Origin of the sequence: Arthrobacter sp. PsM3, assembly GCF_030433895.1 — a bacterium.
GTDB lineage: Bacteria > Actinomycetota > Actinomycetes > Actinomycetales > Micrococcaceae > Arthrobacter.
Map to the genome: position 1 here is coordinate 1 of NZ_JARUXE010000051.1, position 25135 is coordinate 25135.

General features: G+C 68.0%; 22 protein-coding genes. 10 read left to right on the top strand and 12 right to left on the bottom strand.

Going from position 1 to position 25135, the window contains the following annotated elements; genetic code table 11:
• Positions 1-53: 53 nt before the first annotated feature.
• Both QCD75_RS19455 and mnmA read right to left on the bottom strand, forming a co-directional pair.
• Positions 54-1682, bottom strand: coding sequence for an ABC transporter substrate-binding protein (locus QCD75_RS19455; protein WP_301231073.1), 1629 nt, complete (start codon positions 1680-1682; stop codon positions 54-56).
• Between the two features lie 321 nt (positions 1683-2003).
• Positions 2004-3173: a tRNA 2-thiouridine(34) synthase MnmA gene (mnmA, locus tag QCD75_RS19460; RefSeq protein ID WP_301231074.1), complete on the bottom strand. Its 1170-nt coding sequence runs from the start codon at positions 3171-3173 to the stop codon at positions 2004-2006.
• Between the two features lie 239 nt (positions 3174-3412).
• On the opposite strand from mnmA, the gene QCD75_RS19465 reads away from it, so the two are divergent.
• Positions 3413-4657 carry an NAD(P)/FAD-dependent oxidoreductase gene (locus tag QCD75_RS19465; protein WP_301231076.1) on the top strand — a complete coding sequence of 415 codons (1245 nt, stop codon included), beginning with the start codon at positions 3413-3415 and terminating at the stop codon, positions 4655-4657.
• A gap of 25 nt (positions 4658-4682) precedes the next feature.
• Here QCD75_RS19465 and QCD75_RS19470 read toward each other — a convergent pair whose 3' ends face one another.
• A complete protein-coding gene (locus QCD75_RS19470) occupies positions 4683-5915 on the bottom strand; it encodes a cysteine desulfurase family protein (protein ID WP_301231078.1) in 1233 nt (410 codons plus the stop codon).
• A 50-nt stretch (positions 5916-5965) separates the two neighbouring features.
• Between QCD75_RS19470 and QCD75_RS19475 the strand changes: the two genes are divergently transcribed.
• The gene (locus QCD75_RS19475; protein WP_301231081.1) at positions 5966-6862 is read left to right on the top strand and encodes a DMT family transporter; all 897 of its coding nucleotides are present in this window, start codon (positions 5966-5968) and stop codon (positions 6860-6862) included.
• A gap of 75 nt (positions 6863-6937) precedes the next feature.
• Here QCD75_RS19475 and QCD75_RS19480 read toward each other — a convergent pair whose 3' ends face one another.
• Positions 6938-7687 (bottom strand): helix-turn-helix domain-containing protein, encoded by a 750-nt coding sequence (locus tag QCD75_RS19480; protein WP_301231082.1) that lies wholly within the window; start codon positions 7685-7687, stop codon positions 6938-6940.
• Positions 7688-7776: 89 nt separating this feature from the next.
• Between QCD75_RS19480 and QCD75_RS19485 the strand changes: the two genes are divergently transcribed.
• Positions 7777-8190: a hypothetical protein gene (locus tag QCD75_RS19485; RefSeq protein ID WP_301231083.1), complete on the top strand. Its 414-nt coding sequence runs from the start codon at positions 7777-7779 to the stop codon at positions 8188-8190.
• Positions 8191-8323: 133 nt separating this feature from the next.
• Here the strand turns inward: QCD75_RS19485 and QCD75_RS19490 are convergent, their stop codons facing one another.
• The gene (locus QCD75_RS19490; RefSeq protein WP_301231084.1) at positions 8324-8986 is read right to left on the bottom strand and encodes a hypothetical protein; all 663 of its coding nucleotides are present in this window, start codon (positions 8984-8986) and stop codon (positions 8324-8326) included.
• Positions 8987-9208: 222 nt separating this feature from the next.
• On the bottom strand, positions 9209-10111 hold the full coding sequence (locus tag QCD75_RS19495) for a diacylglycerol/lipid kinase family protein (RefSeq protein ID WP_301231086.1): 903 nt from the start codon (positions 10109-10111) through the stop codon (positions 9209-9211).
• Between the two features lie 125 nt (positions 10112-10236).
• Between QCD75_RS19495 and QCD75_RS19500 the strand changes: the two genes are divergently transcribed.
• The 4 genes from QCD75_RS19500 to QCD75_RS19515 all read left to right on the top strand — a co-directional run bounded on the left by QCD75_RS19500 (position 10237) and on the right by QCD75_RS19515 (position 13403).
• The gene (locus QCD75_RS19500) at positions 10237-11193 is read left to right on the top strand and encodes a J domain-containing protein (protein ID WP_301231087.1); all 957 of its coding nucleotides are present in this window, start codon (positions 10237-10239) and stop codon (positions 11191-11193) included.
• Between the two features lie 21 nt (positions 11194-11214).
• Positions 11215-11682 (top strand): tRNA (cytidine(34)-2'-O)-methyltransferase, encoded by a 468-nt coding sequence (locus QCD75_RS19505; protein ID WP_301231088.1) that lies wholly within the window; start codon positions 11215-11217, stop codon positions 11680-11682.
• 223 nt (positions 11683-11905) lie between these two features.
• Positions 11906-12511 carry an ECF RNA polymerase sigma factor SigK gene (gene sigK / locus QCD75_RS19510; protein ID WP_301231089.1) on the top strand — a complete coding sequence of 202 codons (606 nt, stop codon included), beginning with the start codon at positions 11906-11908 and terminating at the stop codon, positions 12509-12511.
• A 1-nt stretch (position 12512) separates the two neighbouring features.
• A complete protein-coding gene (locus QCD75_RS19515; protein ID WP_301231090.1) occupies positions 12513-13403 on the top strand; it encodes an anti-sigma factor in 891 nt (296 codons plus the stop codon).
• A 145-nt stretch (positions 13404-13548) separates the two neighbouring features.
• On the opposite strand, the gene QCD75_RS19520 is transcribed toward QCD75_RS19515, so the two are convergent.
• The 6 genes from QCD75_RS19520 to QCD75_RS19545 form a co-directional block, all read right to left on the bottom strand.
• Positions 13549-14943: a GntT/GntP/DsdX family permease gene (locus QCD75_RS19520; RefSeq protein ID WP_301231105.1), complete on the bottom strand. Its 1395-nt coding sequence runs from the start codon at positions 14941-14943 to the stop codon at positions 13549-13551.
• 63 nt (positions 14944-15006) lie between these two features.
• Positions 15007-15537: a gluconokinase gene (locus QCD75_RS19525; RefSeq protein WP_301231091.1), complete on the bottom strand. Its 531-nt coding sequence runs from the start codon at positions 15535-15537 to the stop codon at positions 15007-15009.
• 74 nt (positions 15538-15611) lie between these two features.
• Positions 15612-16391, bottom strand: coding sequence for a PIG-L deacetylase family protein (locus tag QCD75_RS19530; protein WP_301231092.1), 780 nt, complete (start codon positions 16389-16391; stop codon positions 15612-15614).
• 4 nt (positions 16392-16395) lie between these two features.
• A complete protein-coding gene (locus tag QCD75_RS19535) occupies positions 16396-17349 on the bottom strand; it encodes an electron transfer flavoprotein subunit alpha/FixB family protein (RefSeq protein WP_301231093.1) in 954 nt (317 codons plus the stop codon).
• 14 nt (positions 17350-17363) lie between these two features.
• Positions 17364-18164 (bottom strand): electron transfer flavoprotein subunit beta/FixA family protein, encoded by an 801-nt coding sequence (locus QCD75_RS19540; RefSeq protein WP_301231106.1) that lies wholly within the window; start codon positions 18162-18164, stop codon positions 17364-17366.
• Positions 18165-18440: 276 nt separating this feature from the next.
• Positions 18441-20099 carry a S1C family serine protease gene (locus QCD75_RS19545; RefSeq protein WP_301231099.1) on the bottom strand — a complete coding sequence of 553 codons (1659 nt, stop codon included), beginning with the start codon at positions 20097-20099 and terminating at the stop codon, positions 18441-18443.
• 296 nt (positions 20100-20395) lie between these two features.
• Here QCD75_RS19545 and QCD75_RS19550 point away from each other — a divergent pair, with 296 nt between their 5' ends.
• From QCD75_RS19550 to QCD75_RS19560, 3 genes are all read left to right on the top strand, one after another.
• Positions 20396-22435, top strand: coding sequence for a TPM domain-containing protein (locus QCD75_RS19550; RefSeq protein ID WP_301231100.1), 2040 nt, complete (start codon positions 20396-20398; stop codon positions 22433-22435).
• A gap of 140 nt (positions 22436-22575) precedes the next feature.
• Positions 22576-23361, top strand: coding sequence for a PspA/IM30 family protein (locus tag QCD75_RS19555; RefSeq protein WP_301231101.1), 786 nt, complete (start codon positions 22576-22578; stop codon positions 23359-23361).
• 154 nt (positions 23362-23515) lie between these two features.
• Positions 23516-24955, top strand: coding sequence for a cryptochrome/photolyase family protein (locus tag QCD75_RS19560; protein WP_301231103.1), 1440 nt, complete (start codon positions 23516-23518; stop codon positions 24953-24955).
• Positions 24956-25135: the final 180 nt, after the last annotated feature.

Below are 25135 nucleotides of genomic sequence, written 5' to 3' on the forward strand. Positions count from 1 at the left end.
CCCCCCCCCCCCCCCCCCCCTCGCAGGCTGGTCAGAACCGCAGAAATGCAGCCTTACTTGGAAACAGTTCCCAAACGGAACTTGAAGGAGGCATCGAGGGTGGTATCGACACCCTTGACGCCGCTGCCGGAAATGGCAACCTGCGCGCCCTGGAGCAGCGGAAGCGTGGAGATGTCCTTGGCGAGGGCATTCTGGGCTTCCTTGATCGTGGCCTCGCGCTCAGTCTTGTCCACAGTGGTGAGCTGCTTGTTGATCAGCTCGTTGACGGTGGGGTTGTTGTAGTGGTTCTTCAGGAAGCCGCCCTCCGGGAAGAACGGCGTCAGGTAGTTGTCGGCGTCGCTGAAGTCCGGGAACCAGCCGAACTGGAACAGCGGGTATTCGTCGGCGCGGCTGGCCTTGCTGTAGGTGACCCATTCCGTGGACTGCAGGTTGACCTTGAACAAACCGGACTTCTCCAGCTGGTCCTTGATCATGGCGTATTCGTCGCCGGAGGACTTGCCGTAGTGGTCCGGGTTGTACTGCAGGTTCAGCGACACGGGGGAAGTCACACCGGCGTCGGTCATGACCTTCTTGGCCTTGTCCAGGCTGGGCTTGCCGGCGTCGCCGTAAGCGTCCTTGAAGGATTCGTTGGCACCGAGGAAACCGTTCGGAACGTTGGAGTACAGGGGCAGGTAGGTGCCCTTGTAGACCTGGTCCGCGATGGCCTGGCGGTCAACGAGGTTGGCGATGGCCTGGCGGACGGCCGTTGCCTTGGCCGGATCGGCGTCCGCAGCCTTGGCGCCGAACGGCATGGTGTCGAAGTTGAACGTGATGTAGCGGATTTCGCCGCCGGGGCCCACGTTCACCTTGACCTTGGAGTCCTTCTTCAGGTCATCGATGTCGGTGGCGCTCAGGCTGCGGTTGGCCACGTCGATGTTGCCCTGCTGGATGTCCAGCTTCATGTTGGTGGGATCCGCGTAGTACTTGATCGTGGCGCCGTCGTTGGCCGGCTTGCCGAGGACTCCCTTGTAGTCGGCGAAGGCCTTGAAGCTGATCAGCTCGTTCTTCTTGTATGTGTCGACCGTGTACTGGCCGTAGAAGGCCTTCGCCGCGACGATCGAGTCGTCATCAAGCAGCTTGTCCGCCGGGAAGACTTCATCGTCCACGATCGGCGCGGCCGGGCTGCTGAGGATCTGCGCGAAGGTCTGGTCGTTGGCAAGCTTCAGCTTGAAGACAACGGTGTTGGCGTCCGGGGCGCTGACGCTTTCCACGTTGGCCAGCAGGCTCGCCGGGCCGGCGGGATCGTTGATCTTGGTCTGCCGGTCGAAGGAGAACTTGACGTCCTTGGAGTCGAGCGTGTGCCCGTTGGCCCACTTGAGCCCGGACTTGAGCTTGACCGTGTATTCGGTCGGCGAGGTGAAGGACGCGGACTCGGCCAGGTCCGGGACGGGTTCCGCGCTGCCTGGTTTGGAGTTGAGCAGGAAGGAGTAGATCTGGTTCATCACCATGAACGAACCGTTATCGTACGAGCCCGCCGGGTCCAAGGCGGTGACCTTGTCGGTGGTGCCATAGGCGATTGGACCGCTTGCGGCGGCTGATGACCCGCCAGAGCCGCCTGACGGCCCGGTGCAGGCCGTCAGTGCAAAGGCGGAAACCCCGGCCAGCGCGATAACGCCCTGCCAGGCCTTTTTGTTCATTGCCATCTGTGAACTTTCTGTTCGATGCGTTCCAGCGCAGCCCGAAGTGAAACGGTGACTCGTCGGGCGGCACGCTTTGCTGATTCCTAGATTCAACCAGACGATCAGCCGGTGAAACGTTGAATTTTGTGAGTTGAGACACAAAATTTACACGAACCGAAGGATTCTGCCATTTTCTTCAGCATTCCATCCGGATCTTCGGCCAGGTACGGCGGCTCCGGCCGTATGCCCGGCGATCGGGCGCACGGGCGCCGGCTTTGGCGTGCACACGGCAAAGGGCCCCGCCTCCCGGCGGGACCCTTTGATCGGTTGGGTTGTGGCGCTTGCCTAGAGCGCGGCCCGCTGCAGCGAACGCGCCGCGTCGATCGTGGCCTGTCCCAGCACCCGGCTCCCCTGGTACAGCACCACCGTCTGCCCGGGGGCCACTCCGCGCAGCGGCTCTTTCAGGGTCACCACGAGGTTGCCGTGCCCGGCGGTGCCGGCGCCGCCGCCGTCACTGCCGCCGTCGTCGCCTGCGCCGGGGCGTTCCATGCGTGCCGTGGCGGGCACGGGGTCGCCGTGGGCGCGGACCTGGGCGTAGCAGTCGAATTCCCTGCCGGTGTGCACCTCGGCGATGGGCAGGCCGGCCCAGGAGACCTTGATGCCGCGGATCTCGTCGATGGCCAGGAGCGCTTCCGGCCCCACCACCACCTTGTTTTCCTTCGGCCGGATTTCCAGCACAAAGCGCGGCTTGCCGTCGGCGGCCGGGGTGCCCAGCTTCAGGCCGCGGCGCTGGCCCACCGTGAAGGCATTGGCGCCGGGGTGCTCGCCGACCTTCGCACCGGACTCGTCCACGATGTCGCCGGTGGTCATCTCGATCTTCTCGGCCAGCCAGCCGGCCGTGTCACCGTCCGGGATGAAGCAGATGTCATGGCTGTCCGGCTTGTTGGCGACGGAGAGACCGCGGCGTTCGGCTTCCGCGCGGACCTCGGCCTTGGAGGGCGTGTCAGCGAGCGGGAACATGGAGTGCTTGAGCTGCTCATGGGTGAGCACACCCAGAACGTAGCTCTGGTCCTTGGCCCAGTCCGCGGCGCGGTGCAGTTCCGGGTTGCCCTCGGCGTCGGTGATCACCTTGGCGTAGTGGCCGGTGCAGACGGCGTCGAACCCGAGGGCGATCGCCTTTTCCAGCAGCGCGGCGAACTTGATCCGTTCGTTGCAGCGCATGCAGGGGTTGGGGGTGCGCCCCGCGGCGTATTCGTCGATGAAGTCCTGGACCACGTCTTCCTTGAAGCGCTCTGAGAAGTCCCACACGTAGTACGGAATTCCGAGCACGTCGCAGGCCCGCCAGGCGTCGCGGGAATCCTCGATGGTGCAGCAGCCGCGGCTGCCGGTGCGCAGGGTTCCGGGCATCCGGGAGAGCGCGAGGTGGACGCCGACGACGTCGTGTCCCGCCTCGACGGCGCGGGCTGCGGCAACGGCGGAATCGACGCCGCCGCTCATGGCTGCAAGAACTCGCATACTGACTTTCGTTGGGGGTCGGGGGTTGTGGACGGCACCGGCGGCCGCTGGCCGCGGAACAATCACCAGCGGAAATAGCACAATGCCTGCCGCCCCATTCTATCGCCACGCCGATTCCACACCCAAAAAGACCTTGACGGCCCGGCCGGGCAATTCTAAAGTCAAAAGTAATGGTTTTAGATTGGTTGCCGTGGCAGGCGGGTCCGGATGGGACGGCAGCCCAAGGAATCGAGCAAAGCATGGCCAGCGAAAACATCGTGATCGTGGGCGGCGGACTGGCCGGCGCCACCGCCGCCAAGACGCTCCGGGCGCTGGGGTACGGCGGGCCGGTGATCCTGCTGGCAGCGGAACGGCACCATCCCTACCTGCGCCCGCCCCTGTCCAAGGACTACCTGCTGGGCAAGGCCCCCGAGGAGGACCTGCCCGTGGTTCCGGCCGACTGGTGGGAGGCAAACAGCGTCGAGGTGCGACTAGGCGCCCCCGTGACGGGGATAGATCCTGCCGCCCGCACCGTGGCGGTCGGGGACGGCCCGGGGCTGGAGTACGCCTCGCTGCTGCTGGCCACCGGGGCACGCCCCCGGCAGCTTCCACTGCCCGGCAGCGAGCTGGCGGGGGTGGGCACCTTCCGCACGGTGGACGACAGCCGGCGCCTTCGCGGGGCTTTGGCCGGCGGCGGCCGGAACCTCGTCATGATCGGTTCGGGCTGGATCGGGATGGAGCTGGCCGCGGCGGCGAGCGCCTATGGAAATTCCGTCACGCTGCTGGGGCTGGAGGACGTGCCGCTGACCGCCGCGGTCGGGCCCGAGCTGGGGGGCTTCTTCCGTTCGCTGCACGAGTCGCACGGCGTCCGGTTCCGGCTTCCGTCCTCGGCTGCAGAGATCAGGGGCCAGTCGGGCCGGGTCACCGGCGTGGTGACGGATTCCGGGGAGGTCCTGCCCGCGGATATCGTGATCATCGCCGTGGGTGTGGTCCCCGAGGTGTCGCTGGCCGAAGCGGCGGGACTCGCTCTGCGGAACGGCGTTCTCACGGATGCGTCACTGCGGACCTCTGCAGCCGGCATCTATGCAGCAGGGGACGTCGCCAACGCCCTCCATCCCTTCACCGGCGCGCACCACCGCAGCGAACACTGGTCCAATGCCCTCAACGGCGGGAAGGTGGCGGCCCGGGCGATGCTCGGCCTGGATGCGGTGCTGGGCGCGGTCCCCTACTTCTACACCGACCAGTTCGATGTCAGCATGGAGTATTCCGGCTTCCCGTCACTCGTCGCGGGGCCGCCCACGATACGCGGCTCGCTGGAGGGAAAGGAATTCCTTGCGTTCTGGCAGCGCGACGGCTTTGTGGTCGCGGGAATGAGCGTCAACTGGCCGGGCTCCGGCAAGCCCCAAAGGACCATTAAGCAGCTCATCTCCGCGAAGACCGAGGTGGACCCCCGTGCCCTGGCCGATCAGGACGTCCCGCTTGATCAGCTCCTGCCGGCCGGGTGACTGCTGCCTGCGCCCTGGCCCGTGCCTAGTTTGCGCCGCCGGCAGCGTGACGGGCGACGGTTCCGGCGGTCTGGATGCTGGACTCGTGTCCGGCCATGCCGGCCTGCCGTGCGCGGGTGTAGGCGCCGGGCAGGGCAGCCAGGAGCGCGTCGACGTCGGCCGCGGTGGAGGCGTGCCCCAGGCTGAAGCGCTGGGCGCCGCGGGCCGTAGCCTCGTCCAGTCCCATCGCCAGCAGCACGTGGGAGGGCCGCGGAACTCCCGCCGTGCAGGCCGAACCGGTGGAGGATTCCACCCCGGCCAGATCAAGCAGGAAGAGCAGCGAATCGCCTTCGCAGCCGCGAAAGGTGAAGTGCGCATTGCCGGGCAGCCGTCCGGCGCCGGGAGCGCCGCGCAGCACGGCGTCCGGCACCGCGGCCCGGACGCCGTCGATCATCCGGTCCCGGAGCGCGGTGATGCGCGCCGCCTCCTGCGGAAGTTTGGCGGCGACGGCTTCGGCCGCAGCGGCAAAGGCGGCGATGGAGGCGGTGTCCAGGGTCCCGGAGCGGACGTCCCGTTCCTGTCCCCCGCCGTGCTGGACCGGGGTCAGTTTCACGGCGCGCCCCAGCAGAAGAGCGCCGACGCCGACCGGTCCGCCGATCTTGTGCCCGGAGATGGACATGGCGTCGAGCCCGCTGGCCCGGAAATCCACGGGCAGCGAGCCGAACGCCTGCACGGCATCGGAATGGACCGGGACGCCGGCCCGGTGCGCCAGTTCGACGATCTGCGCGACGGGCTGGATGCTGCCTACTTCGTTGTTGGCCCACATGACCGTGACCAGGGCGATCGATGCCGGGTCCCGGGAGAGCTCTGCCTCGAGTGCTGCCAGGTCCACGACGCCGTCTGCATCCACCGGCAGCCAGCAGACCTCGGCGCCCTCGTGCCGCTCGAGCCACTCCGCGGTGTCCAGCACGGCATGGTGTTCGACGGCGGAACACAGGATGCGCGTGCGGGCAGGGTCCGCTGCCCGACGGGCCCAGTACAGGCCCTTGACCGCGAGATTGTCGGCTTCGGTTCCGCCCGAAGTAAAGATGACTTCAGAGGGGTGCGCCCCCGCCGCCGCGGCCAGCGCCTCGCGGGCGTCCTCGACGGAGCGCCGGGCGCTGCGGCCCGATCCGTGCAGCGAGGAGGGGTTGCCGGTCCGGGCCAGTTCGCGGGTCAGCGCAGCCAGGGCCTCCGGGGCAAGGGTGGTGGTTGCGGCATGGTCAAGGTATACGGGCACAGGGCAATTCTACCTGCGGGCGTGCCGCGGCACTGGTGTAGATTCGAGCGGTGAAAGCGCCCGTGTACCTGGTCCTGGCCACCCTCTTCTGGTCCGGCAATTTCGTCGTCGGCCGGGCCGCTGTCACCTCGATGTCCCCGCTGGACCTGACGTACTGGCGCTGGACTTTCGCGGCCGTGCCGCTGCTGCTGCTGGCCCACTTCGCGGAAAAGCCGGACTGGCGGGCGGTGCTGAGCCGCTGGCCGGCGCTGCTGCTCCTGAGTGCGCTGGGCATGAGCGCCTACACTCTCCTGCTGTACGCGGCGCTCGGCCACACCTCTGCCGTCAACGCCTCCCTGATCACTGCGGCCAGCCCGGCCCTGATCGTGGTGATGGCGATCGTGCTGCTCGGGGAAAAGACCACACGCCTGGGCTGGGCGGGCATCTGCCTCGGCCTGCTCGGAGTGTTGCTGGTGCTGACCCGGGGAGCACCGCAGCACATCTTTAGACTGTCGATTAACACCGGCGAGCTCATGATGATCGGTGCGATCTTCGTCTGGGGCTGTTACACGATCATCGCCCGCAGGCTCGACATCCCCGCCATCACCTCCACCGCCATGCAGGTCCTGATTGCGTCCGTCACGCTGACGCCGTTCGCCCTCGCCCTGGATGTGCGCCTGCCCGAGACTCCGGCCGAGGGCTGGTCGCTGGCGTACATCGTGGCCTTTCCCTCCCTGGGCGCCTATCTGTTCTGGAATCTGGCATTGAAGACCACCCCGCCGGGAACCGCAGGGAATTACCTGAACCTGATCGTCGTCTTCACCGCAGTCATCACGGTGGCCCTGGGCACCCCGCTCACCCTCGTCCAGATCGTGGGCGGCATCCTGGTGATCGCAGGCGTGCTGCTGACCGGGATGAAAGTTCGGGTCAAGGCCCCGGAGCCCGCAGCCCCGGGCCGGGTCTCCTAGGTGGGCCACCGTGCCAGGCTGCTGGACCTGTCTGCTGTGCCAGGCTGCTGGACCTGCCCGGCCGGACCGGGCCCCTTAGGCGCGGTGCCCCTGCGGGCCGATCCTCGCGCAGCACTGCGCCGGCCGCGCGGCCCCCTGCGAGCGCAGATCCTCGATGGCGAGGGACTGGACCCGGTCCGGATCGATGCCGCAGCCGGCCGCGGCCCCCGCGAGGAATGCGCCGTTCATGGCGCACACCACTTCGGTGTGGCCTTGGGCGATCCGGTGGAACGGACAGTTGAGCAGCACGAGGCCTCCCTCGGCATCGGCTTCCGGACGGTAACCCTCCGCGGCGAGGAACTCCGCAAATCCGCCACCCGCCACTGCCGACCGAGCGTCCGCCCGCACCGCCGCTTCCTGCTGGGCCCGGGCCTCCGCCTGCCCCCGGGCATGGGCGGTGCGCAACAGCGCATCACGGGCAGAACCGCCGTCGGCCGCTGACTCCTCGATGGCCGAAACCAGCAGCTCTGCGGCAAGGTCGTAGTTCCGGTCCGGCACGGACGCGGCGACCTCCCGGACGGCGGCCAGATACAGCTTGGCCGGGCGGCCCGAACCCGGCCCGCTCCTGCCGCCAAGTTTGCGGAATTCCACGGCCAGGAGCCCGTCCTGCACCATCCGGTCCAGATGGAAGGATGCCGTACTCCGGGGCAGCCCAAGGGCACCTGCGGCGTCGTCGCGGCTGACGGCGGAGCCGGAGGCGGCGACGAAATCGAACAACTTCCGGCGGCTGTCATCCCCCAGTGAAGCGACGGCCGCCATCCTGCGGTTCCAGGGCGCTCGGATCATGAAATTAGTCTATCTCTAAAAACAAGATTCGTTGCTTAAGTGGCGAAACCCTTCTAAAATCTAGATATCCACTTTTAGAAGGAGTCATCATGAAATCCTCTGCAGTCCTCGGCACCCCCGCCGGCCCCCTGGCTTTGGCTCCGCAGCGGCAGGCCTTCCTGCTGCTGCGGACGGTCTTCACCGTCGCACCGGTGATCTTTGGCCTCGACAAGTTCACCAACCTGCTCACCGACTGGACCATGTACCTGGCGCCGGCGGTCACGGCCGTTGTGCCGCTGCCCGCGCAGACGCTCATGTACGTCGTCGGCGTGGTGGAGATCGTCGCCGGTGTGGCGGTGGCGGTGAGGCCGCGGTTCGGCTCGCTGCTCGTGGCGGCCTGGCTCCTTGGCATCATCCTCAACCTCCTCATCCTGGGCGGCTTCTTCGACGTGGCCCTGCGCGATTTCGGCCTGCTGGTAGCTGCGCTGGCGCTGAATCGGCTCTCGCCGGCGAAAGCCCGCTGAGCCGGAGGATCCGCTGCAGCCCGGGGCCCGGCACCGGTTGCCGTGAGACAGCGGCTGGAACCGCTGGAGCCGGGGTCAGTCCGCCGGCGGCTCCCGCCGGTGGAGTCGGCCGGGTGGAGTCGGCCGGGTGGAGTCAGTCCGCCGGCGGTACGGCGGCGAGGCGGGCTCCGACGTCGGCCCGCGCCGCCGCGAGTGTGGCGGCGTCCGGGCAGGAGACCGAGATATAGACGGAGGAGCCTGCCTTGCTGAACATCCGGGCGTAGATGGCATTTGCCGGTGCTCCCGCAGAAGCTCGACTCACGAGCACCAGCACCTCGACACGCGCACCGGGCTGGCCGGCCGCGCCGCCCCAGGGCAGGGTATCCGTCGTGAGGTAGGAGGGCAGGATGCTCGGGTCCAGGTACTGGAACAGCGCCGCAGTCGAGGCGCTGTCATCCCCGCGGACAGCGAGCGCGCCCTGGTTCGTCCGGACCCTGGCCCAGGCAACGCAGCCGTCTGTTTTGACGTATTCGCTTCCGCCGGCAACGTCCTGTTTGCCGGGCTCCCACCCCGGGGACTCGCGGAGCCCATCGGAGAGCTGGACGGGCACGCCGGCCGCCAGGGTGTCGCCGGCGGCGAAGGGCATGTCCTTCGCCGCGACCGCCGCGGAGTCGTGGCCCGGGGTGACGGTCGGGGTGGCGAGCGTCGGAGTCGCCGGAGCTGCAGCGGGTGCGGCGGGGTCCGGAATGCCGACGCTGCACCCGGCCAGGGTGGCGGCCACGGCGAGGGCCAGGAACGCGTTGCCCGCCGGGTGCACACGGCAGGCTTGGCGGGAACGGCAGCAAGGACCCGCCGTTGGCGTCGCGCCGGTTTCCCGTTTGTTTCCCATGCCCCGCCCCAATCCGCCATGCCGTTCCGCGTTCCCGCCCGGGCCTCCGGACGATTCTAGACTCCCGCCGTGAAGGCATCGCCCAATGCCGCCTTCTCACCGGGCCAAATCCGGCCGCGCCCTGCCGGCCATACCCTGCCGGCCCGCCGGTCAGGCCAGGACGCGGACCGCCCCGGGAACCACCTCGATGGTGAGGGGCAGCGGACCGATCCGCTCACCGTCGGCGTAGGCCACCACCTTGTCCGCCGACAGTTCGACCTTGCGGACCCGCCGGATCTGCACGGCCGGATGCCCGAGGTGGCCGCCGGAGAAGACCTTCGGAAAGACTTTCAGCAGGCCCACCCGGGACAGCGGGCCGACAATGAAAAGGTCCAGGTAGCCGTCGTCCAGCACGGCGTCAGGGGTGACCTTCATGCCGCCGCCGATCGATTGGCCGTTGGCGACGGAAATGAGCATGGCCCCCTGCCGCCAGCTCTCGCCGTCGGCCGTCACGGTGTAGCTGATCGGCCGGAACGAGGCGAGTTCGCGGAGCATGGCGAGGTTGTAGCGGGCCTTGCCCCGGGGCCACCGCCAGGCGTTGGCCCGTTCATTGACAGCCGCGTCGAACCCGGCGGACAGCACCCCGGCAAACCAGCAGGACATCCCCTCGGCTGAGACGCGTCCGGCGTCGATCAGCCTGCCGCCGGCGGCCAGGGCCCTGAGCACCCCCGCGCAGGCGCCGGGCAGATCGTGTGCCGGTACGCCGAGCGCCCGGGCCACATCGTTTCCGGTGCCGGTCGGGACAATCCCGAGCGGGACCGCACCGTACGGCATGCCCGACCCGGCGAGCGCGTTGACGCCGAGGTGGACCATTCCGTCACCGCCCACCACGACGAGGGCATCCACCCCGGAGGCCAGTGCCTCATCCGCTGCCCGCGCCAGCGCGGCATAGCTTTCCTCGCAGAGCAGGACAACGCCCGCCCCGGCCGCCCGGAACAAGTCCGCTGCCTCATTGCCGGCATGCCGCCCGCGGCCAAAGGAGGCCCGCGGATTGACGGCAACGGCGATAATCATGCGCTGAATTATGCCAGCCATCGGGAACAATCAGTGCCGGTGCGCTCGTTGTTCCCCTAGCCGGTTAAACTGGCCACGCCGGACGTCCAGGATGGGCTGGCACCATCTACGCAAAGGATTCTTGCTTGACGCAGGGCAGCAGCTCGCATTACCAGGTCCTCCGGATCCCTGTGACGGCGACGGACAAGGAAATCAAGGTGGCCTACCGTAAGGCCGCCCGCACCGCGCACCCCGACCACGGCGGCGACCCCGCCGCCTTCCGCCGCGTCACACTCGCCTACGAGACGCTGATCGACGCCAAGAGCCGGGCGGACTACGACCGGTCGTACGGCAGCGGACGCGGCGCCTTCGCCGGTCCGGATGCCGACGAGGGGGCCCACTTTGATGCCCCGGCGGCCGGCAGCCGCGCGTCCGCCAATGTCCGGCGTCCGAATACGCCCCGCAATACCGCGGCCGATGCCCCGGTCTACGTCCCGCCCTTCGAGCAGTACGCCCTGACGGGCGAGGTGCCGCTGATCCCGGAGGACCTGGCCCGCCAGCAGGTCCACGGTCTGCCCCGCAAGCGGGGAATCTTCGGGGCCGAAGCCAGGATCCAGCGGGAGATGCGGACAGTTCAGCTCATCAGCAGGCAGATCCTCCCCGCCATCCCGGCGGCGCGGCTCATCAACGGCCTGCAGTCTCCGGCGGACAACAGCCACATCGACCATGTGGTGCTCTCCGGCTACCGCATGGCAATCATCGGATCCATGCTCCTCCCGCCCGGCGCCTACGCCTGGAACGGCAGCGCCCTGACCCACGGCGGCCGGTCAATCGCCCCGCCCCAGCTGGGCCACGTCGTCCGGCGGATGCAGGACATCTTCCCGGAACTCAACGTCACCGGCTGGACCGTAGTCCACAGCACCGACGGGAACCTGCACGAACCGGTGATCGACCGGCACCGCCGCTCCGCCGCGCACGAGACCGTCCAGGTGGTCAACGCCGCCGGGCTGGCGCGCGGACTCAAGCAGTTCCTGAGTTCCGGTCCGGCCCCCAACACCGTCATTGTTCCCGTGCTCGCCCGGCTGCTGCGCGGGATGCACTAGCCGGCTAGCTAGGATGGAACAGTGTTCCGCATCCTCTTCCATACCCCAGAAATCCCCGGCAATACCGGCAATGCCATCCGGCTGGCTGCCATCACCGGCGCCGAGCTGCACCTGGTCGAGCCCCTGGGTTTCGATTTCTCCGACGCCAAGCTGCGCCGGGCCGGGCTTGACTACCACGACCTCGCGGTCGTCACCGTGCACCACGACATCGACGCGGCATGGGCTGCCCTGGCCCCGGAGCGGGTCTTCGCCTTCACGTCCGACGGCGAAACCTCCTACACGGACATCAGCTACCGGCCCGGCGACGTGCTGCTGTTCGGCCGCGAATCCGACGGGCTGCCCGAGGAACTCAAACACGACCCCCATGTCACGTCCCGGGTCCGGTTGCCCATGCTGCCCGCGCTTCGCTCGCTGAACCTTGCGAACGCCGCCTCCATCGCGGTCTATGAAGCCTGGCGCCAGAACGGATTCGCCGGCGCCAGGCTGTAGCCACCGCAACTTTTTGCGCGCCCCGCCCATCCGGTTCCCCGGCTGTCCCGAATCACTTGTGAAGCCCAATGCGGGAAGCGGGCGCCGGGAACGGGGAAAGGAGCGGCAGGTGAATACAGTGCAGGTGGACCGACGTCCAGCCGGTCGGATTGCTGTCGGCCACGCCCCGGGAGCATCCTTTCCTGACCCTTGTTCGACGGCGGGCACCTTATGCTTGAAGGTGATGGAAACTCCCAACGCCCCGAACCCCGAGGCCGCTGCTCCCCCGGGCGCCCCAGCCGACGTGAACCGCCGGCTCGGCGGGCTGCTCGAACAGATTGCCCGCGGCGACCAGACGGCCTTCGCGGAATTCTACGAACTCACGTCCCGGCGCGTCTTCGGCATGGCCCGGCGCGTCCTGATCGACGTGGAACTCAGCGAGGACACCACCCAGGAAGTCTTCCTCCAGGTCTGGCAGAACGCCTCCAAATTCAACCCCGACGCCGGCAGCCCGCTCGCCTGGCTGATGACCATCTCGCACCGCCGGGCCGTGGACAAGGTCCGCTCCTCGCAGTCCTCCACTGACCGGGAAGCGAAGTATGGTGCCAGCAGCCAGGACATCGACCATGATTCCGTCTCCGACGAGGTCGGCAGCCGGCTTGAGGCCGAGGCTGTAGTGCGGTGCCTGGAGACCCTGACCGATACACAGCAGGAATCCGTGCGGCTTGCCTACTACGGCGGCCTGACCTACCGGGAAGTCGCAGAGAAGCTCAATGCTGCGGTACCCACCATTAAGTCCCGCATCCGCGACGGACTGATCCGACTGAAGACCTGCCTGGGGGTGAGTTGAGATGACCGACATGAACGCACAGAACAACTCCCGTGTCCCCGGCGGCTTTGCAACCGATATCGCCACCGACCTGGCTTCGGGGCGCGCTGCTGACCTCGCCGAGGTCTATGCCCTGAACGCCGTGGACGACGCCGAGCGGGCCGCCATCGAGGCGTACCTCGCCTCGGCTCCGGCGGCAGAACACGCCGCCTTTGACGACCGCGTCCGCCAGGCTCGCGAGACGCTCGCCACCAGCTTCACCGCTGAGGAGGAACCGCCGGCAGGCCTGCTGGACCGGATCATGGCGTCCCTGCCTGCCCGGGACTTGGCCGCCGCGCCGGGAGTGCACCCGGGACAGGAGCCCGCGGCGGTTCCGCCCGTCGTGGCCCGGCCTGTCCGTGAGCCCTCCGGGCTCTCCGTCACCGATGACCTGGGCGCTGCCCGCAAGCGCCGGGACGAACGACGCCGGCCGCAGGGAATGCGCAACTGGCTGGTCGGCGTCGCTGCCGCTGCCATCATCGCCCTGGGCGGAGTCGGCGTCGGCGCCTACGTGGCAAACCAGAACGATCCGCTGAACCAGGTGCTGCAGGCCGGCGACGTGAAGCAGGCGACAGTCAATGTTGCCGGCGGCGGCACGGCCACTGTGTCCCTCTCGACCTCCAGGGATGCGATCGTCGTCAAGATGAATGACGTCCCGGCTCCGCCGCCCGGCAAGGTGTACCAGATGTGGCTGATCCCCAAGGACGGCTCGGCACCGGTGTCCCAGGGCCTGATGGACGCCGAAGCGCTGTCCAAGCCGGCTGTCGTCAAGGGCGTCAGCACCGCCGCAGCCCTGGGCATCACCGTGGAGCCAACCGGCGGCTCGGCCTCGCCGACCACGCCGGCCGTAGCCGAGGCCCCGCTGGGCGCCTAGCGCCGGAACCGCGAACCAACGAAGCCGCGCAGGCCTTGTACCCCCCAAAAGGTTCAAGGCCTGCGCGGCTTGTGGTTTTAAGGCCCGAACTGACGCCGTGGCGGCGGGCCCGGTTAGATCCAGCCCCGGTCGGATCCAGGCCCGATCAGATGACGAGCGACAAGAGAATGATGAAGCCGAAGCTGACCACGGAAATCAGGGTCTCCATCACGGACCAGGTCTTGAACGTCTGGCCGACCGTCAATCCGAACAATTCCTTGACGAGCCAGAACCCGGCGTCGTTCACATGGGAGAGGAACAGCGAGCCGGCGCCGATCGCGAGGGCCAGCAGTGCAGCATGGGTCGGGCTGAGCGAGCTGGCCAGCGGTGCGACGATTCCCGCGGCCGTCACCGTCGCCACGGTGGCCGACCCGGTGGCCAGGCGCAGCGCGACGGCCACGATGAAGCCCAGCAGCAGGACGGACATGTTGCTGCCCTCGGCCCACTTCTTGACGGAATCGCCGACGCCGGCGCCGATCAGGGTCTGCTTGAAGCCTCCTCCGGCGCCCACGATCAGCATGATCCCGGCGATGGGACCCAGACTCGCGCCGATCTTGGAGGTGATCTTGCTGCCCGTGAAGCCCACGGCGTAGCCGAAAGTGAACATGGCGAGCAGCACGGCCAGCGTCATGGCGACGAGCGGCTGGCCGACGAAATCGAAGAAGGTCCGGATCCACGGGGCGGTCGCGGCGTCGGGCCAGATGATGTCCATAACCGCTTTGAGGAGCATCAGCACCACCGGGAAGATGATGGTCAGCAGCGTGACGAGGAAGCTCGGCCGGCGCTTGACGCCTTCCAGGTCCGCGCCGTGCACGGTGTCGATGCCTCCCGCGACGGCGGGGGCGCCGACGGGAACCCATTTCGCGGCCAGCCGGGAGAACAGCGGACCGCAGATGATGACCGTGGGGATGGCGACGAGCAGTCCCAGCGCCAGCGTGGTGCCGAGTTCAGCCTTGACGGCGCTGATCGCGATCAGTGGTCCCGGGTGCGGAGGCACCAGACCGTGCAGAACGGACAGGCCGGCCAGCGCCGGAATGGCAATGCGCATGAGGGGCATTTTGGAGCGCTGGGTCACCAGTACGATGACGGGCAGCAGCAGCACGAGACCGATTTCGAAGAACATCGGCAGGCCGATGATCACCGCCACGAGGGTGATGGCCCACACGAGTTTCTGGCCGGTGGCTTTGGCCAGCAAGGTGTCCACGACCCGGTTGGCTCCGCCGGAGTCCGCCAGCAGTTTGCCGAGCATGGCTCCGAGCGCGATCAGCAGGCCGACTTCCTTCAGGACGCCGCCGACTCCGTCTTCGAAGTTCTTGATGACCAGGGCCGGCTCAACCCCGGCGGCAAGGCCGACGAAGGCAGAACCAAGAATGAGGGCCAGGAAGGGGTGGAGCTTGAATTTGGTGATAAGCACCACAATGAGTGCGATGCCCAGGCCTGCGACCACCATGAGGCGGGTGTCAAAACCGGTCCAGGCCTCGAGGGCAGCGGGAAGCTGCATGACTGACAGAGAATTCACAAGATGTTCCTAGCTGGAATAGCGGGGTAAGGACTGGCGGGCTGGCTATGGCCTGCGCACGCCGGCGTCGAGATGGAGCCGGTCGATAATTTCCTGCGCTTCGTCGGACGGTGCCGAACTGACGCTCAGAGTGATGAAGTGTTCGTCCCCGGTTGGGGCCTCGAGCGCCTCGAACTGCGACTCGAGCAGGGCCGGGGGCATGAAATGCCCGTGCCGTGCCGCCAGGCGGTCCGAGATCCGGTCCTTGCTGCCGTCCAGGAACACGAACACCACCCCCTCACCCCGAAGGACATCCCGGTAGCGCTTCTTCAGCGCCGAGCAGGTGACGACGCCCGGCGTCCCGGACTCGGTGTGTTGCCGGATCCACCCGGCGATGCTTTCCAGCCACGGCCAGCGGTCCTCGTCGGTCAGGGGTTGGCCGGCGTGCATCTTGGCCACGTTGGCTTCGGGGTGAAGATCGTCGCCTTCGGCAAAATCCCAGCCCAGCCGGCCGGCCAGCAGGCCGGCCACGGTTGACTTTCCTGATCCCGAGACGCCCATGATCACGAGTACGGGGTGCTGCGCAGTCTTCGCCATTAAAGCCTGCCTTCCTCAATTAAATATGATTTAAACAGAGGCCAGCTTATGGGAGCGGACGGCGGGGGGCAACACTAGAATCCGGCGATGGTCCCCGGGCCGTTGACTGTGACGACGTGGAATGCCTCGGCACTGCGCCCGGCCGGGAGGCCGCCGCGCTCCGCAGCCCGCAGCATCCCGCCGCGGACGGTCCGTTCCATCGCCGTGATGTCGGGGTGTTGGCTGACGTGGATGTGGATCGCGGCCAGTTTGTCCTCGACGTGTTCCGTGACGTCGACGAAGTGGTTTTCACGTTCTTCCGGCCCGGCGATGAACCACAGCCACGGCAGCTTGTAGGCCTCCAGCCCCGCCTCGGCCAGCTCCGGATAGGCAAACGGGTTCTCCAGCGCCGGATACACCGCGCGGGTCACGGCCTCCCCCACCGCCAGGTGGTCGGGATGGCTCTTCTGGATCCGGGTCCAGTTCCGTTCCGGGTGCATCGAGAGCACGACGTCGGGCCGGAGCTGCCGGATCAGCCGCACCACCTCGCGGATCACGCCGTGCGAGGGCTCGAGGTAGCCGTCGCGTTCGTGCAGGTAGTGGATGTCGGTGACCCCGACGAGGGCGGCGGCACGGCGCTGCTCCTCGTTGCGCAGCCGGACGATCTCGTCCCGTCGCCCGGGGTCGAAGCCGCCGGCGTCGCCGTCGGTCATAATGCAGTAGCTGACCTGGATCCCGGCGGCGGTCCAGGCGGCGATCGTGCCGGCGGCGCCGAAATCGATGTCGTCCGGGTGTGCAGTGAAACAAAGCACCCGTTCGATCCGGTGGTGCTCCGGATCGAACGGGCTTTGCGCCTGCGCTGCGAAGGTGCTCAAGGAATCAGCCCCTGCGCTTCTTGATTTCCTCGGTGGCCTGCGGCAGGACCTTGAAGAGGTCCCCCACAATACCGAAGTCGGCAATCTCGAAGATGGGCGACTCGGCATCCTTGTTCACCGCGACGATCACCTTGGCGGTCTGCATGCCGGCCTTCTGCTGGATGGCCCCCGAGATGCCCGCCGAGATGTACAGCTGGGGCGCAACGGTCTTGCCGGTCTGGCCGATCTGGGCGTCGTGGCCGATCCAGCCTGCGTCCGTTGCGGCGCGGGACGCGCCGACGGCTGCTCCGAGGGCGTCGGCGAGGTCTTCCAGCGGGCCGAAGTTGCCGTCGACGCCGCGGCCGCCGGCCACCACGATCCGCGCCTCGCCGAGGTCCGGGCGGCCGCTGGCGGCCTTTTCAGTGCGGGACGTGATCCTGGCCGAAGCCGCGACGGCCGTCTCCGGCACGTCCACGGTGACGGTTGCCGGCGCCGTGCCGGTCACGGCCGGTTCCGGCGTGATGCTGTTGGGCTTGACGGTGAGGACCGCGACCGGCGTCGTGGCATTCGCCGTGGTGGTGTAGGAACCGGCCAGCACGGACTTGTGCGCGGTGCCGCCCGGCTCCACGGCGACGACGTCGGTGATGACGCCGGCACCGAGCCTGATGCCGAGCCTGGCGGCGATTTCCTTGGCCTCCGCCGAGTTCTCGGTCAGCACGATGGTGGCGCCGGCGGCCTGCACCGCGGCGGCCAGGTAGGCGGCCTTGGGGCCAACGAGATAGTCGTCGAGGTCCGCTGCGGAGGGCCGGTACAGCGCCTGGGCGCCGTAGGCAGCCAGGGCTTCCGCAACACCGCCGTGCAGTTCACCGTTGAAGGCGACCGCGGGCTCGCCCAGGGACCGGGCAATGGTGAGCAGCTCCAGGCTGGCCTTCTTCAGGGCCTGGCCGGGGTTGTCAATGAATACCAGTACTTTTGCCATGTCTGAAAATCCCCTTAGAGCAGCTTCTGGGCGGCCAGGAACTCAACCAGCTTGATGCCGGCGTCGCCCTCGTCGGTGATGATGGTGCCGGCGGTGCGCGCCGGGCGCGGCTCGGCGGTTTCGACGGCGGTCCAGGAGCCGGAGCGTCCGACCTGCGCCGGGTCAACCCCGATGTCGGCAAGGCTCAGCGTGGTGATGGTCTTCTTCTTGGCCGCCATGATGCCCTTGAAATTCGGGTACCGGGGGTCATTGATCTGATCTGTGACCGAGACGAGGGCGGGCAGTGCGGCCTCGACGGTGTCGGCGTGGGTGTCGCCGTCGCGGCGGGCGGAGAGCTTGCCGCCGTCGAGTTCCAGGGCGGACGCGAAGGTGACCTGCGGCAGGTTCAGGCGTTCGGCGAGCTGGGCCGGGACGAGGGAGGTTTCGCCGTCGGTGGAGGCCATGCCGGTGATGATGAGGTCGGCCGGGGTGTCCGCGCCGAGGTGGCGAATGGCAGCAGCGAGTGCCAGCGAGGTGGCGGCGGCGTCGGAGCCGGCCAGCGCGTCGTCACTGAGGTGGACGCCTTCGCTGGCGCCAATCTGCAGGGACTTCTTCACCGCGTTGACGGCGCCAGCGGGACCCATGCTCAGGGCGATCACCCGGTGTCCCGCCGCTTCCCCGCCCCGCGCCTCGATCAGCTGGAGCGCAGCTTCCAGGGCATACTCATCCAGTTCGGACAGGATGCTCTCGGAGCGGTCCGTTGTGTTGCCCTCGCCGGTGAGGTGTCGGTCGAACTGAGCGTCAGGGACGTGCTTGACCAGCACGATGATCTTCAATGTCTCTTCCACTGTGTTTACAGCAGCCTTCCATGCGGGTGGACAGCCAGCCGGGTGGGGTCGTGGCCACGGAACACCCGGGGTGCCGGGTTGCTCCTAGCTAACCATATCGGGGGGTGCCGCTGCGGCTTGGGTTAAGGCCTGTGACCGGACCGCGCTGTGCAGGCGCTGTGCAGGGGGAAGATACGCGGAAGGCACCCCGCACGGGGAAGGCCGGACGGCACCTGGTGGTGCTGCCCGGCCTCCCGGTGACATCGTTGGGCACCGCTCCTACTGCTAGGCGGCCGCGCCGAGGGTCACGTCCAGCTGCTGTTCCTGGCCGCCACGGAGGACCGTGACCTTGACAGTGGCGCCGGCGGCTTGTTCGCGCACCGCCGCAGTCAACTGGTTGGGGTCGCTAATGGCCAGATCCTGGAATTTCGTCACAACGTCGCCCACCTTGATTCCGGCCTTGTCGGCCGCGGAACCGGACTCTACGGTGGCCACTTCCGCGCCCACCGAGAACCCGGATGCTGACGTGCCCGCCGTCTTTGGCTTGACGCTCACGCCGAACTGGCCGTGCGTGGCCTTGCCGTTGCTGATGATCTCCTGGGCGACGCGCCTGGCGTGGTTGATGGGGATGCTGAAGCCAACGCCGATGTTGCCGCTGCTGCTGCCGCTGCTTGAATCTCCCCCGGCGGAGGCGATGGCGACGTTAATGCCGATGATCTCACCCTTGGTGTTGACCAGCGCGCCGCCCGAGTTACCCGGGTTGATGGCTGCGTCGGTCTGGATGACGTTGAGCGAGATGGATCCCTGGTTCGCGGTGCTCTGACCCTGTCCGCCGCCCGGAGGGGCGAACTGGAAGCCCTGGTCGCCACCCTGCGAGTTGTCGGTGCCTTCCTGGGGGGCGGCCGAGGAGGCAATGCTGATGGTGCGGTTGAGGGTCGACACGATGCCGTCGGTAACGGTCCCCGTGAGGCCCAGCGGGGATCCGATGGCGACGGCGGTGTCCCCGACGTTGAGCTTGCCGGAGTCGCCCAGTGTTGCGGGGACGAGCCCGGAAGCGTTGTCGATCTTGACGACTGCAAGGTCGGAGAGCGGATCGGTGCCGACGATCTTTGCACTGTAAACCTTGCCGTCACTTGTGCGGACCTCGACGGCGGCCTTGGCCGTCTTGCCATCGAGCGTGACCACGTGGGTGTTGGTGAGAACGTGGCCGTCGGCGTCCAGGATGATTCCCGAGCCCGTGCCGCCGTCGCTGCCGCTGGTTGCCTTGATGGTCACGACGCTGGGCGAGGCTTTCAGCGCGGCTGCGGTGATGGCATTCACGTCATCCCTGTTGTTCACAATGACAGGGCCTGCCTGGCTGCTAGTGCTGGATCCCGTCGACGTGAGCGCCCTTCCCCCCAGCAACTGGCTGGTGCCCGCAACCACGCCGCCGCCGACCAGGCCGGCGGCCAGGATGCTCGCCACCAGGGTGGGTACACCGAAGGCTGCTTTGCGCTTGGGGGCGTGGGCAGGGTTGGCTGCATACGGCGAGCCGGGCGGGTTGCCGCCATAGCCGCCATGCTGCGGCTGGCCGTAGGGGGCAGGGTTGTGCGGCTGCTGGTTGTGCGCCTGCTGCGGCTGGCCAAATGCAGGGCTGCCGGCGGCCTGGCCATACCCTGCGTTGTGCTGCTGGGAGGGCTGGCCCGGGGCGTAGCCCTGCTGGGCGTGCTCCTGCGGGGCACCGAACTGCTGCGTCTCCGGCGCCGGGGGACGGCCGTAGGACGGCTGGCGCGCGGGGTAGACCGGCTGCGGGGTGTTGTCTGCGGCCGGGTCCAGCCGGAGGGTGGGATTATCGTGCGCTGAGTCCGGCGCGGGGGCAGCCTGCGGGTGTCCTGAAGTGCCCTCGTTCGGCGTGGCCGGCTCCCGGTTCTCTGGTGACGCGCCCTGCGCTGGGTTCTCAGTCATAAGACTTCCTTTCATCCTCGTCTGCATTAACTATGGACGCTCTCACTGATACTAGAGCGCACGTTTGCTGGGAGGTTGCTGAACGCCGGAAAGTGCTGCTTCCGGCGGTGCCGTCTTCGGTTCAGCGCTTTTCGCTGGTGGCATATTCCCCTCTGTGGACGGTCACTTGGGTGCACCATAGAATCAAATGGAATTGCCACAGCGACCTGCGGCTTTACATCTGCGTGGGGGCGCTGCTGCATTCTGTGACGACCGGTTCGGCCCGAACTGGTCGCAGAAGTGCTGAAGGGTTGCACATGCGGTCTACCTATAAACGTCTCCTCGCCATCCTTGGCGTCGCCGGGCTGCTGGCGCTTCCCGCCGCTCCGGCCCTCGCCGAGGATCCGGTGACCATACCGTCCGGCCAGAACATCGTGGACAGCGGCAACGTGCTCGGAAACCGCAAGGCAGAAGTCCAGGACGCCATCCAGAAGCTCCTCAAGGATCACAAGTACAACCTCTATGTGATCACTGCAAAGACCTTTGAGAACCCTGCAGACCCTAAAGCCTGGGCCCAGGCCGTAGCCACCACCAAGGGCATGGGCAAAGCCGATGTCATCCTCACGATGTCCGACGACGGCAAGTACTACTTCGCCCCGTACTCCACCAGCGCCATCGCATCAAAGACGAGCAACATCACCCAAAACGCCATCGTGCCCAACCTGGCCGGCGGGAAGCGGGACTTTGCCCAGGCGGCCATTGACACGGCCACCGCGGTCGGGGACGCCGCCGGCGGGGGCAGCGGCGCGGTCTCCTCGGGAGGTACTGCAGGCAACGCCGTGCTCGTGGGCGTGGGCGTCGTCGCGGCAGGCGGCGCGGGCGCCTACCTCTACCTCCGCAACCGCCGGAAGAAAGCCGCCGCAGGCGCCGGTGAAGGCAACGGCACCCAGGGCGCCGAGCTGGATCCGCTGGCCGGGCTCACCGTCGAGGAACTGCGCCGCAGGAGCGGCTCGCTGCTGATTGAGGCGGACGACGCCATCAAGTCCAGTGAGCAGGAGCTTGGCTTCGCGCAGGCACAATACGGCGACGCCGCCGTCGGCAACTTCACGAAGGCCTTGGAGGACGCCAAGGGGCACATGTCCGAGTCCTTCAAACTGCAGCAGCAGCTTGACGACCACATCCCCGACACCGAAGAGCAGCAGCGGACCTGGCTCGGTGAGATCATCCGCCGTTCCGAGGCCGCGCTTGCCTCGCTCCAGGAACAGAAGGCCGACTTCGATTCACTGCGCGAGCTGGAGAAGAACGCCCCCCAGGCGCTGGCCGCAGTCAGCGCCGGCGCCAGCGAGGCAGAAGCCAAAATCGCAAGCGCCGAGCAGTCGCTCTCGGAGCTGCGCGCCAAGTATGCCGAGAGCGCCCTCGTGCAGGTCGGCGACAACATCAACCAGGCCAAGGAGCGGCTTGCCTTCGTGCAGAACGCCTCCGTCACGGCCCAGGAAAAGCTCAGTGCCGGCGAAAGCAGCCTCGCCGCCGTCGCCGTCCGGGCCGCGGAAGAGAGCCTGCACCAGACGAACGTGCTGATCGGCGCCATCACCAAGGTGGCCGGAACCCTCGATGAGGCGCGCAGCGGCCTTGAGTCCGCCGTCGTTGACACCTCCCAGGACCTCGCCCAGGCCAGGGCCCTGCTCCAGTCCGGGACGCATCCCGAACTGGCCGGACCGGTTGCCGGGGTGGAAGCCGCCCTGGCGCAGGTCAAGGCCGAAATCCAGGGCGGCAAGATCGACCCGGTCGCCACCCTGGAGCGGGTCGAGACGGCACACCAGTCACTGGATGCGTCCCTTTCCGGAATCCGCGACCAGCAGGAGCAGGCCCGCCGTGCGCAGGCCTCGCTGCAGCAGACCATCATGTCCGCGCAGGCGCAGATCAGCGCAACCTCGGACTACATCACCGCCCGCCGTGGCGGTGTGGGCACCGAGGCCCGGACGCGCCTGGCTGAGGCCCAGCGCAACCTGGACTACGCACTTTCCATCTCGCGCACGGATCCCGTGACCGCCCTGCAGTACGCCCAGCAGGCGCACTCGCTGGCGGCGCAGGCCGCGCAGCTGGCCCAGTCCGACGTCGACCACTTCGGCGGGTACTCCAACCAGGGCTACGGCCGCGGCGGAATGTTCGGCAGCGGCGGCGGCGGCGGCCTGGGCGGCGCCATCCTCGGCGGCATCCTGATCAACTCCATCCTGCACGGCGGCGGCGGAGGCGGCGGCTGGGGCGGCGGGGGTGACTCCGGCGGCGGCTGGGGCGGCGGAGACTTTGGCGGCGGCGGCGGAGGGGACTTCGGCGGCGGCGACTCGGGCAGCTTCTAGCTGGCCCGGGAGCCTGGCTGCGGCCCGGCCCACACAGACTAGGCGCCGGCGGGAACGCTCTGGCCGGCGGATAGAAGCGGTACATTTCACTGTTCACCGAAATTCAGTGGGAACCACTGAGCAGGACGAAAGGTAACACCATGAAGCAGTCCATTTTCGGCCGCATGGCGCAGCTGGCGAAGGCCAACATCAATTCCCTGCTGGACCAGGCTGAGGACCCGCAGAAGATGCTGGACCAGATGGTCCGGGATTACACCAACAACATCGCCGAGGCCGAGTCCGCCGTCGCCCAGACCATCGGCAACCTCCGGATGCTCCAGGACGACTACAACGAGGACATCAAGAACGCCCAGGACTGGGGCAAGAAGGCCCTCGCCGCGTCCCGCAAGGCTGACGAGTACCGGGCCAAGGGCGACTCCACCGACGCCGAGAAGTTCGACAACCTCGCCAAGGTGGCCCTGCAGCGCCAGATGTCCGCGGAGAACGAGGCAAAGTCCGCCGAGCCGAGCATCGCATCCCAGTCCGAGGTCGTGGACAAGCTCAAGCACGGCCTGGAGCAGATGAAGGGCAAGCTCAACGAGCTCACCAGCAAGCGCAACGAACTCGTCGCCCGCTCCAAGACTGCTGCGGCCCAGACCCAGGTGCACGATGCCTTGAAGAGCATCGACTTCATGGATCCCACGTCCGAGGTGGGCCGCTTCGAAGAGAAGATCCGCCGCGAGGAAGCCAAGGTCCGCGGCCAGCAGGAACTTGCCGCCTCCAGCCTGGACGCACAGTTCAACTCGCTGGAGGACCTCGGCGAGCAGACCGAGATCGAGGCCCGGCTCGCCGCGCTGAAGTCCGGCGGCTCCCCCGCCGCGATTGGCGCCGGCGACAGCCGCCCGGCCGGATCCACCGTGGACGAAGCGGACTTCGACAAGCTCTAACCACGCCCGGCGGGTTCCGCCGGACGTTGCCGCACCGGATCGGCCGAGGCCGGGCCCGGACCGTCCTCCGACGGTCTGCGGGGCCCGGCCTCTGTTGTGCCCTGCGCGGGACTGCCGTGGGGCTTGCTCGCAGCTCCGCGTGTACCGTTGATCCATGTCTTCGGGAACCCTGTCTTCGACCCTTGTCTGGCTCCGCGACGACCTCCGGCTGGACGACAACCCGGCCCTGAGCGAAGCGGCGTCGCTGGGCCAGCCGCTGACCGTGGTCTATGTCCTCGACGAGTCCTCCCCCGGCGTGCGGCCCCTCGGGTCCGCCGCCAAGTGGTGGCTGCACCATTCGCTGGCGGATCTCGCCGCGGGACTTGAGGCCGCGGGCTCACGCCTGCTGCTGCGCCGCGGCCCGGCCGCGGAGATCATTAAGGACCTCGTCGGGGAAACCGGCGCCTCAACGCTGCTCTGGAACCGCCGCTATGGCGGCCCCGAACGCGAGGTGGACGCCGGACTCAAGGCCTGGGGCGCAGACCAGGGCCTCAGGGCGGCAAGCTTCCAGGCGAACCTGGTGTTTGAGCCGTGGACGGTGCGGACCGGAGCCGGCGGTCCCTACAAAGTCTTCACGCCCTTCTGGCGGGCCTGCCTGGAGGCTCCTGAGCCCCGGCTCCCCCTGGACGCCCCCGAGCGCCTCCCTGGCCCTGCCACGGACGCGGAGGGAGTCCTTCCGGCCGGCGACCCGCTCGACGGCTGGGGGCTGCTCCCCCGCAGGCCGGACTGGAGCGCCGGCCTCGCCGGCACCTGGCAGCCCGGTGAAGCCGGCGCCCAGGAACGGCTCGAGGACTTCCTGGACGGCCCGGCGGCAGAATACGGCACCGGCCGGAACGTCCCCGGGGTCGAGGGAACCAGCCGACTCTCCGCCCATCTGCGGTTCGGCGAAATCAGCCCCTTCCGGATCTGGCACGCACTCCGCGAACGCTTTCCGCAGGCGGCCCCGGCCGATGTCGGGATCTTCCGTGCCGAACTCGGCTGGCGGGAGTTCTGCTGGCAGCTGCTCTACGAGAACCCGGAGCTGGCCACCCGGAACTACCGGCCCGAGTTTGACCGCTTCGCCTGGCAGAAGCCCTCGGACGCCGAGCTCACGGCCTGGCAGCAGGGCCGCACCGGCTATCCCCTTGTCGATGCCGGAATGCGCCAGCTTTGGCAGACCGGCTGGATGCACAACCGTGTCCGGATGGCCGCGGCGAGTTTCCTGGTCAAGAACCTGCTCGCCGATTGGAGGCTCGGCGAGGCGTGGTTCTGGGACACACTGGTGGACGCCGACGCCGCGAGCAACCCGGCGAACTGGCAGTGGGTGGCCGGATCCGGCGCCGACGCCTCGCCGTACTTCCGGATCTTCAACCCGGTCACCCAGAGCAAGAAGTTCGACGCCGGCGCCCGCTACCTGCGCGAGTATCTTCCGGAGCTGTCCGGGCTGGACGATAAGGCCATCCACGAACCGTGGAAGGCCGGTGGCCCCGCGGCGGGCTACCCGGAACCGGTCGTCGGGCTGCCGGAGTCCCGTGCCCGGGCCCTGGAGACCTACCAGCGGCTCAAGGACGGCTAGGGCCGCCTTCCGCCCCCGGGCCCTTGGGCCGCCGGGGCTAAACCCCCGGCGGGCCCTGGGACCGGGGCCCTGGGACCGGGGCAACAAGAAAGGCCCGGATCAACAGATCCGGGCCTTCTTTTCTTCTTCAGTTGCGGGGACAGGATTTGAACCTGTGACCTCTGGGTTATGAGCCCAGCG

Excerpts from the sequence above, each read along its gene's own strand:
- QCD75_RS19455 (WP_301231073.1), bottom strand. The coding sequence starts at position 1,682 with ATGGCAATGAACAAAAAGGCCTGGCAGGGCGTTATCGCGCTGGCCGGG.
- mnmA (WP_301231074.1), bottom strand. The coding sequence starts at position 3,173 with ATGCGAGTTCTTGCAGCCATGAGCGGCGGCGTCGATTCCGCCGTTGCC.
- QCD75_RS19465 (WP_301231076.1), top strand. The coding sequence starts at position 3,413 with ATGGCCAGCGAAAACATCGTGATCGTGGGCGGCGGACTGGCCGGCGCC.
- QCD75_RS19480 (WP_301231082.1), bottom strand. The coding sequence starts at position 7,687 with ATGATCCGAGCGCCCTGGAACCGCAGGATGGCGGCCGTCGCTTCACTG.
- QCD75_RS19485 (WP_301231083.1), top strand. The coding sequence starts at position 7,777 with ATGAAATCCTCTGCAGTCCTCGGCACCCCCGCCGGCCCCCTGGCTTTG.
- QCD75_RS19495 (WP_301231086.1), bottom strand. The coding sequence starts at position 10,111 with ATGATTATCGCCGTTGCCGTCAATCCGCGGGCCTCCTTTGGCCGCGGG.
- sigK (WP_301231089.1), top strand. The coding sequence starts at position 11,906 with ATGGAAACTCCCAACGCCCCGAACCCCGAGGCCGCTGCTCCCCCGGGC.
- QCD75_RS19515 (WP_301231090.1), top strand. The coding sequence starts at position 12,513 with ATGACCGACATGAACGCACAGAACAACTCCCGTGTCCCCGGCGGCTTT.
- QCD75_RS19520 (WP_301231105.1), bottom strand. The coding sequence starts at position 14,943 with ATGCAGCTTCCCGCTGCCCTCGAGGCCTGGACCGGTTTTGACACCCGC.
- QCD75_RS19525 (WP_301231091.1), bottom strand. The coding sequence starts at position 15,537 with ATGGCGAAGACTGCGCAGCACCCCGTACTCGTGATCATGGGCGTCTCG.
- QCD75_RS19535 (WP_301231093.1), bottom strand. The coding sequence starts at position 17,349 with ATGGCAAAAGTACTGGTATTCATTGACAACCCCGGCCAGGCCCTGAAG.
- QCD75_RS19545 (WP_301231099.1), bottom strand. The coding sequence starts at position 20,099 with ATGACTGAGAACCCAGCGCAGGGCGCGTCACCAGAGAACCGGGAGCCG.
- QCD75_RS19550 (WP_301231100.1), top strand. The coding sequence starts at position 20,396 with ATGCGGTCTACCTATAAACGTCTCCTCGCCATCCTTGGCGTCGCCGGG.
- QCD75_RS19555 (WP_301231101.1), top strand. The coding sequence starts at position 22,576 with ATGAAGCAGTCCATTTTCGGCCGCATGGCGCAGCTGGCGAAGGCCAAC.
- QCD75_RS19560 (WP_301231103.1), top strand. The coding sequence starts at position 23,516 with ATGTCTTCGGGAACCCTGTCTTCGACCCTTGTCTGGCTCCGCGACGAC.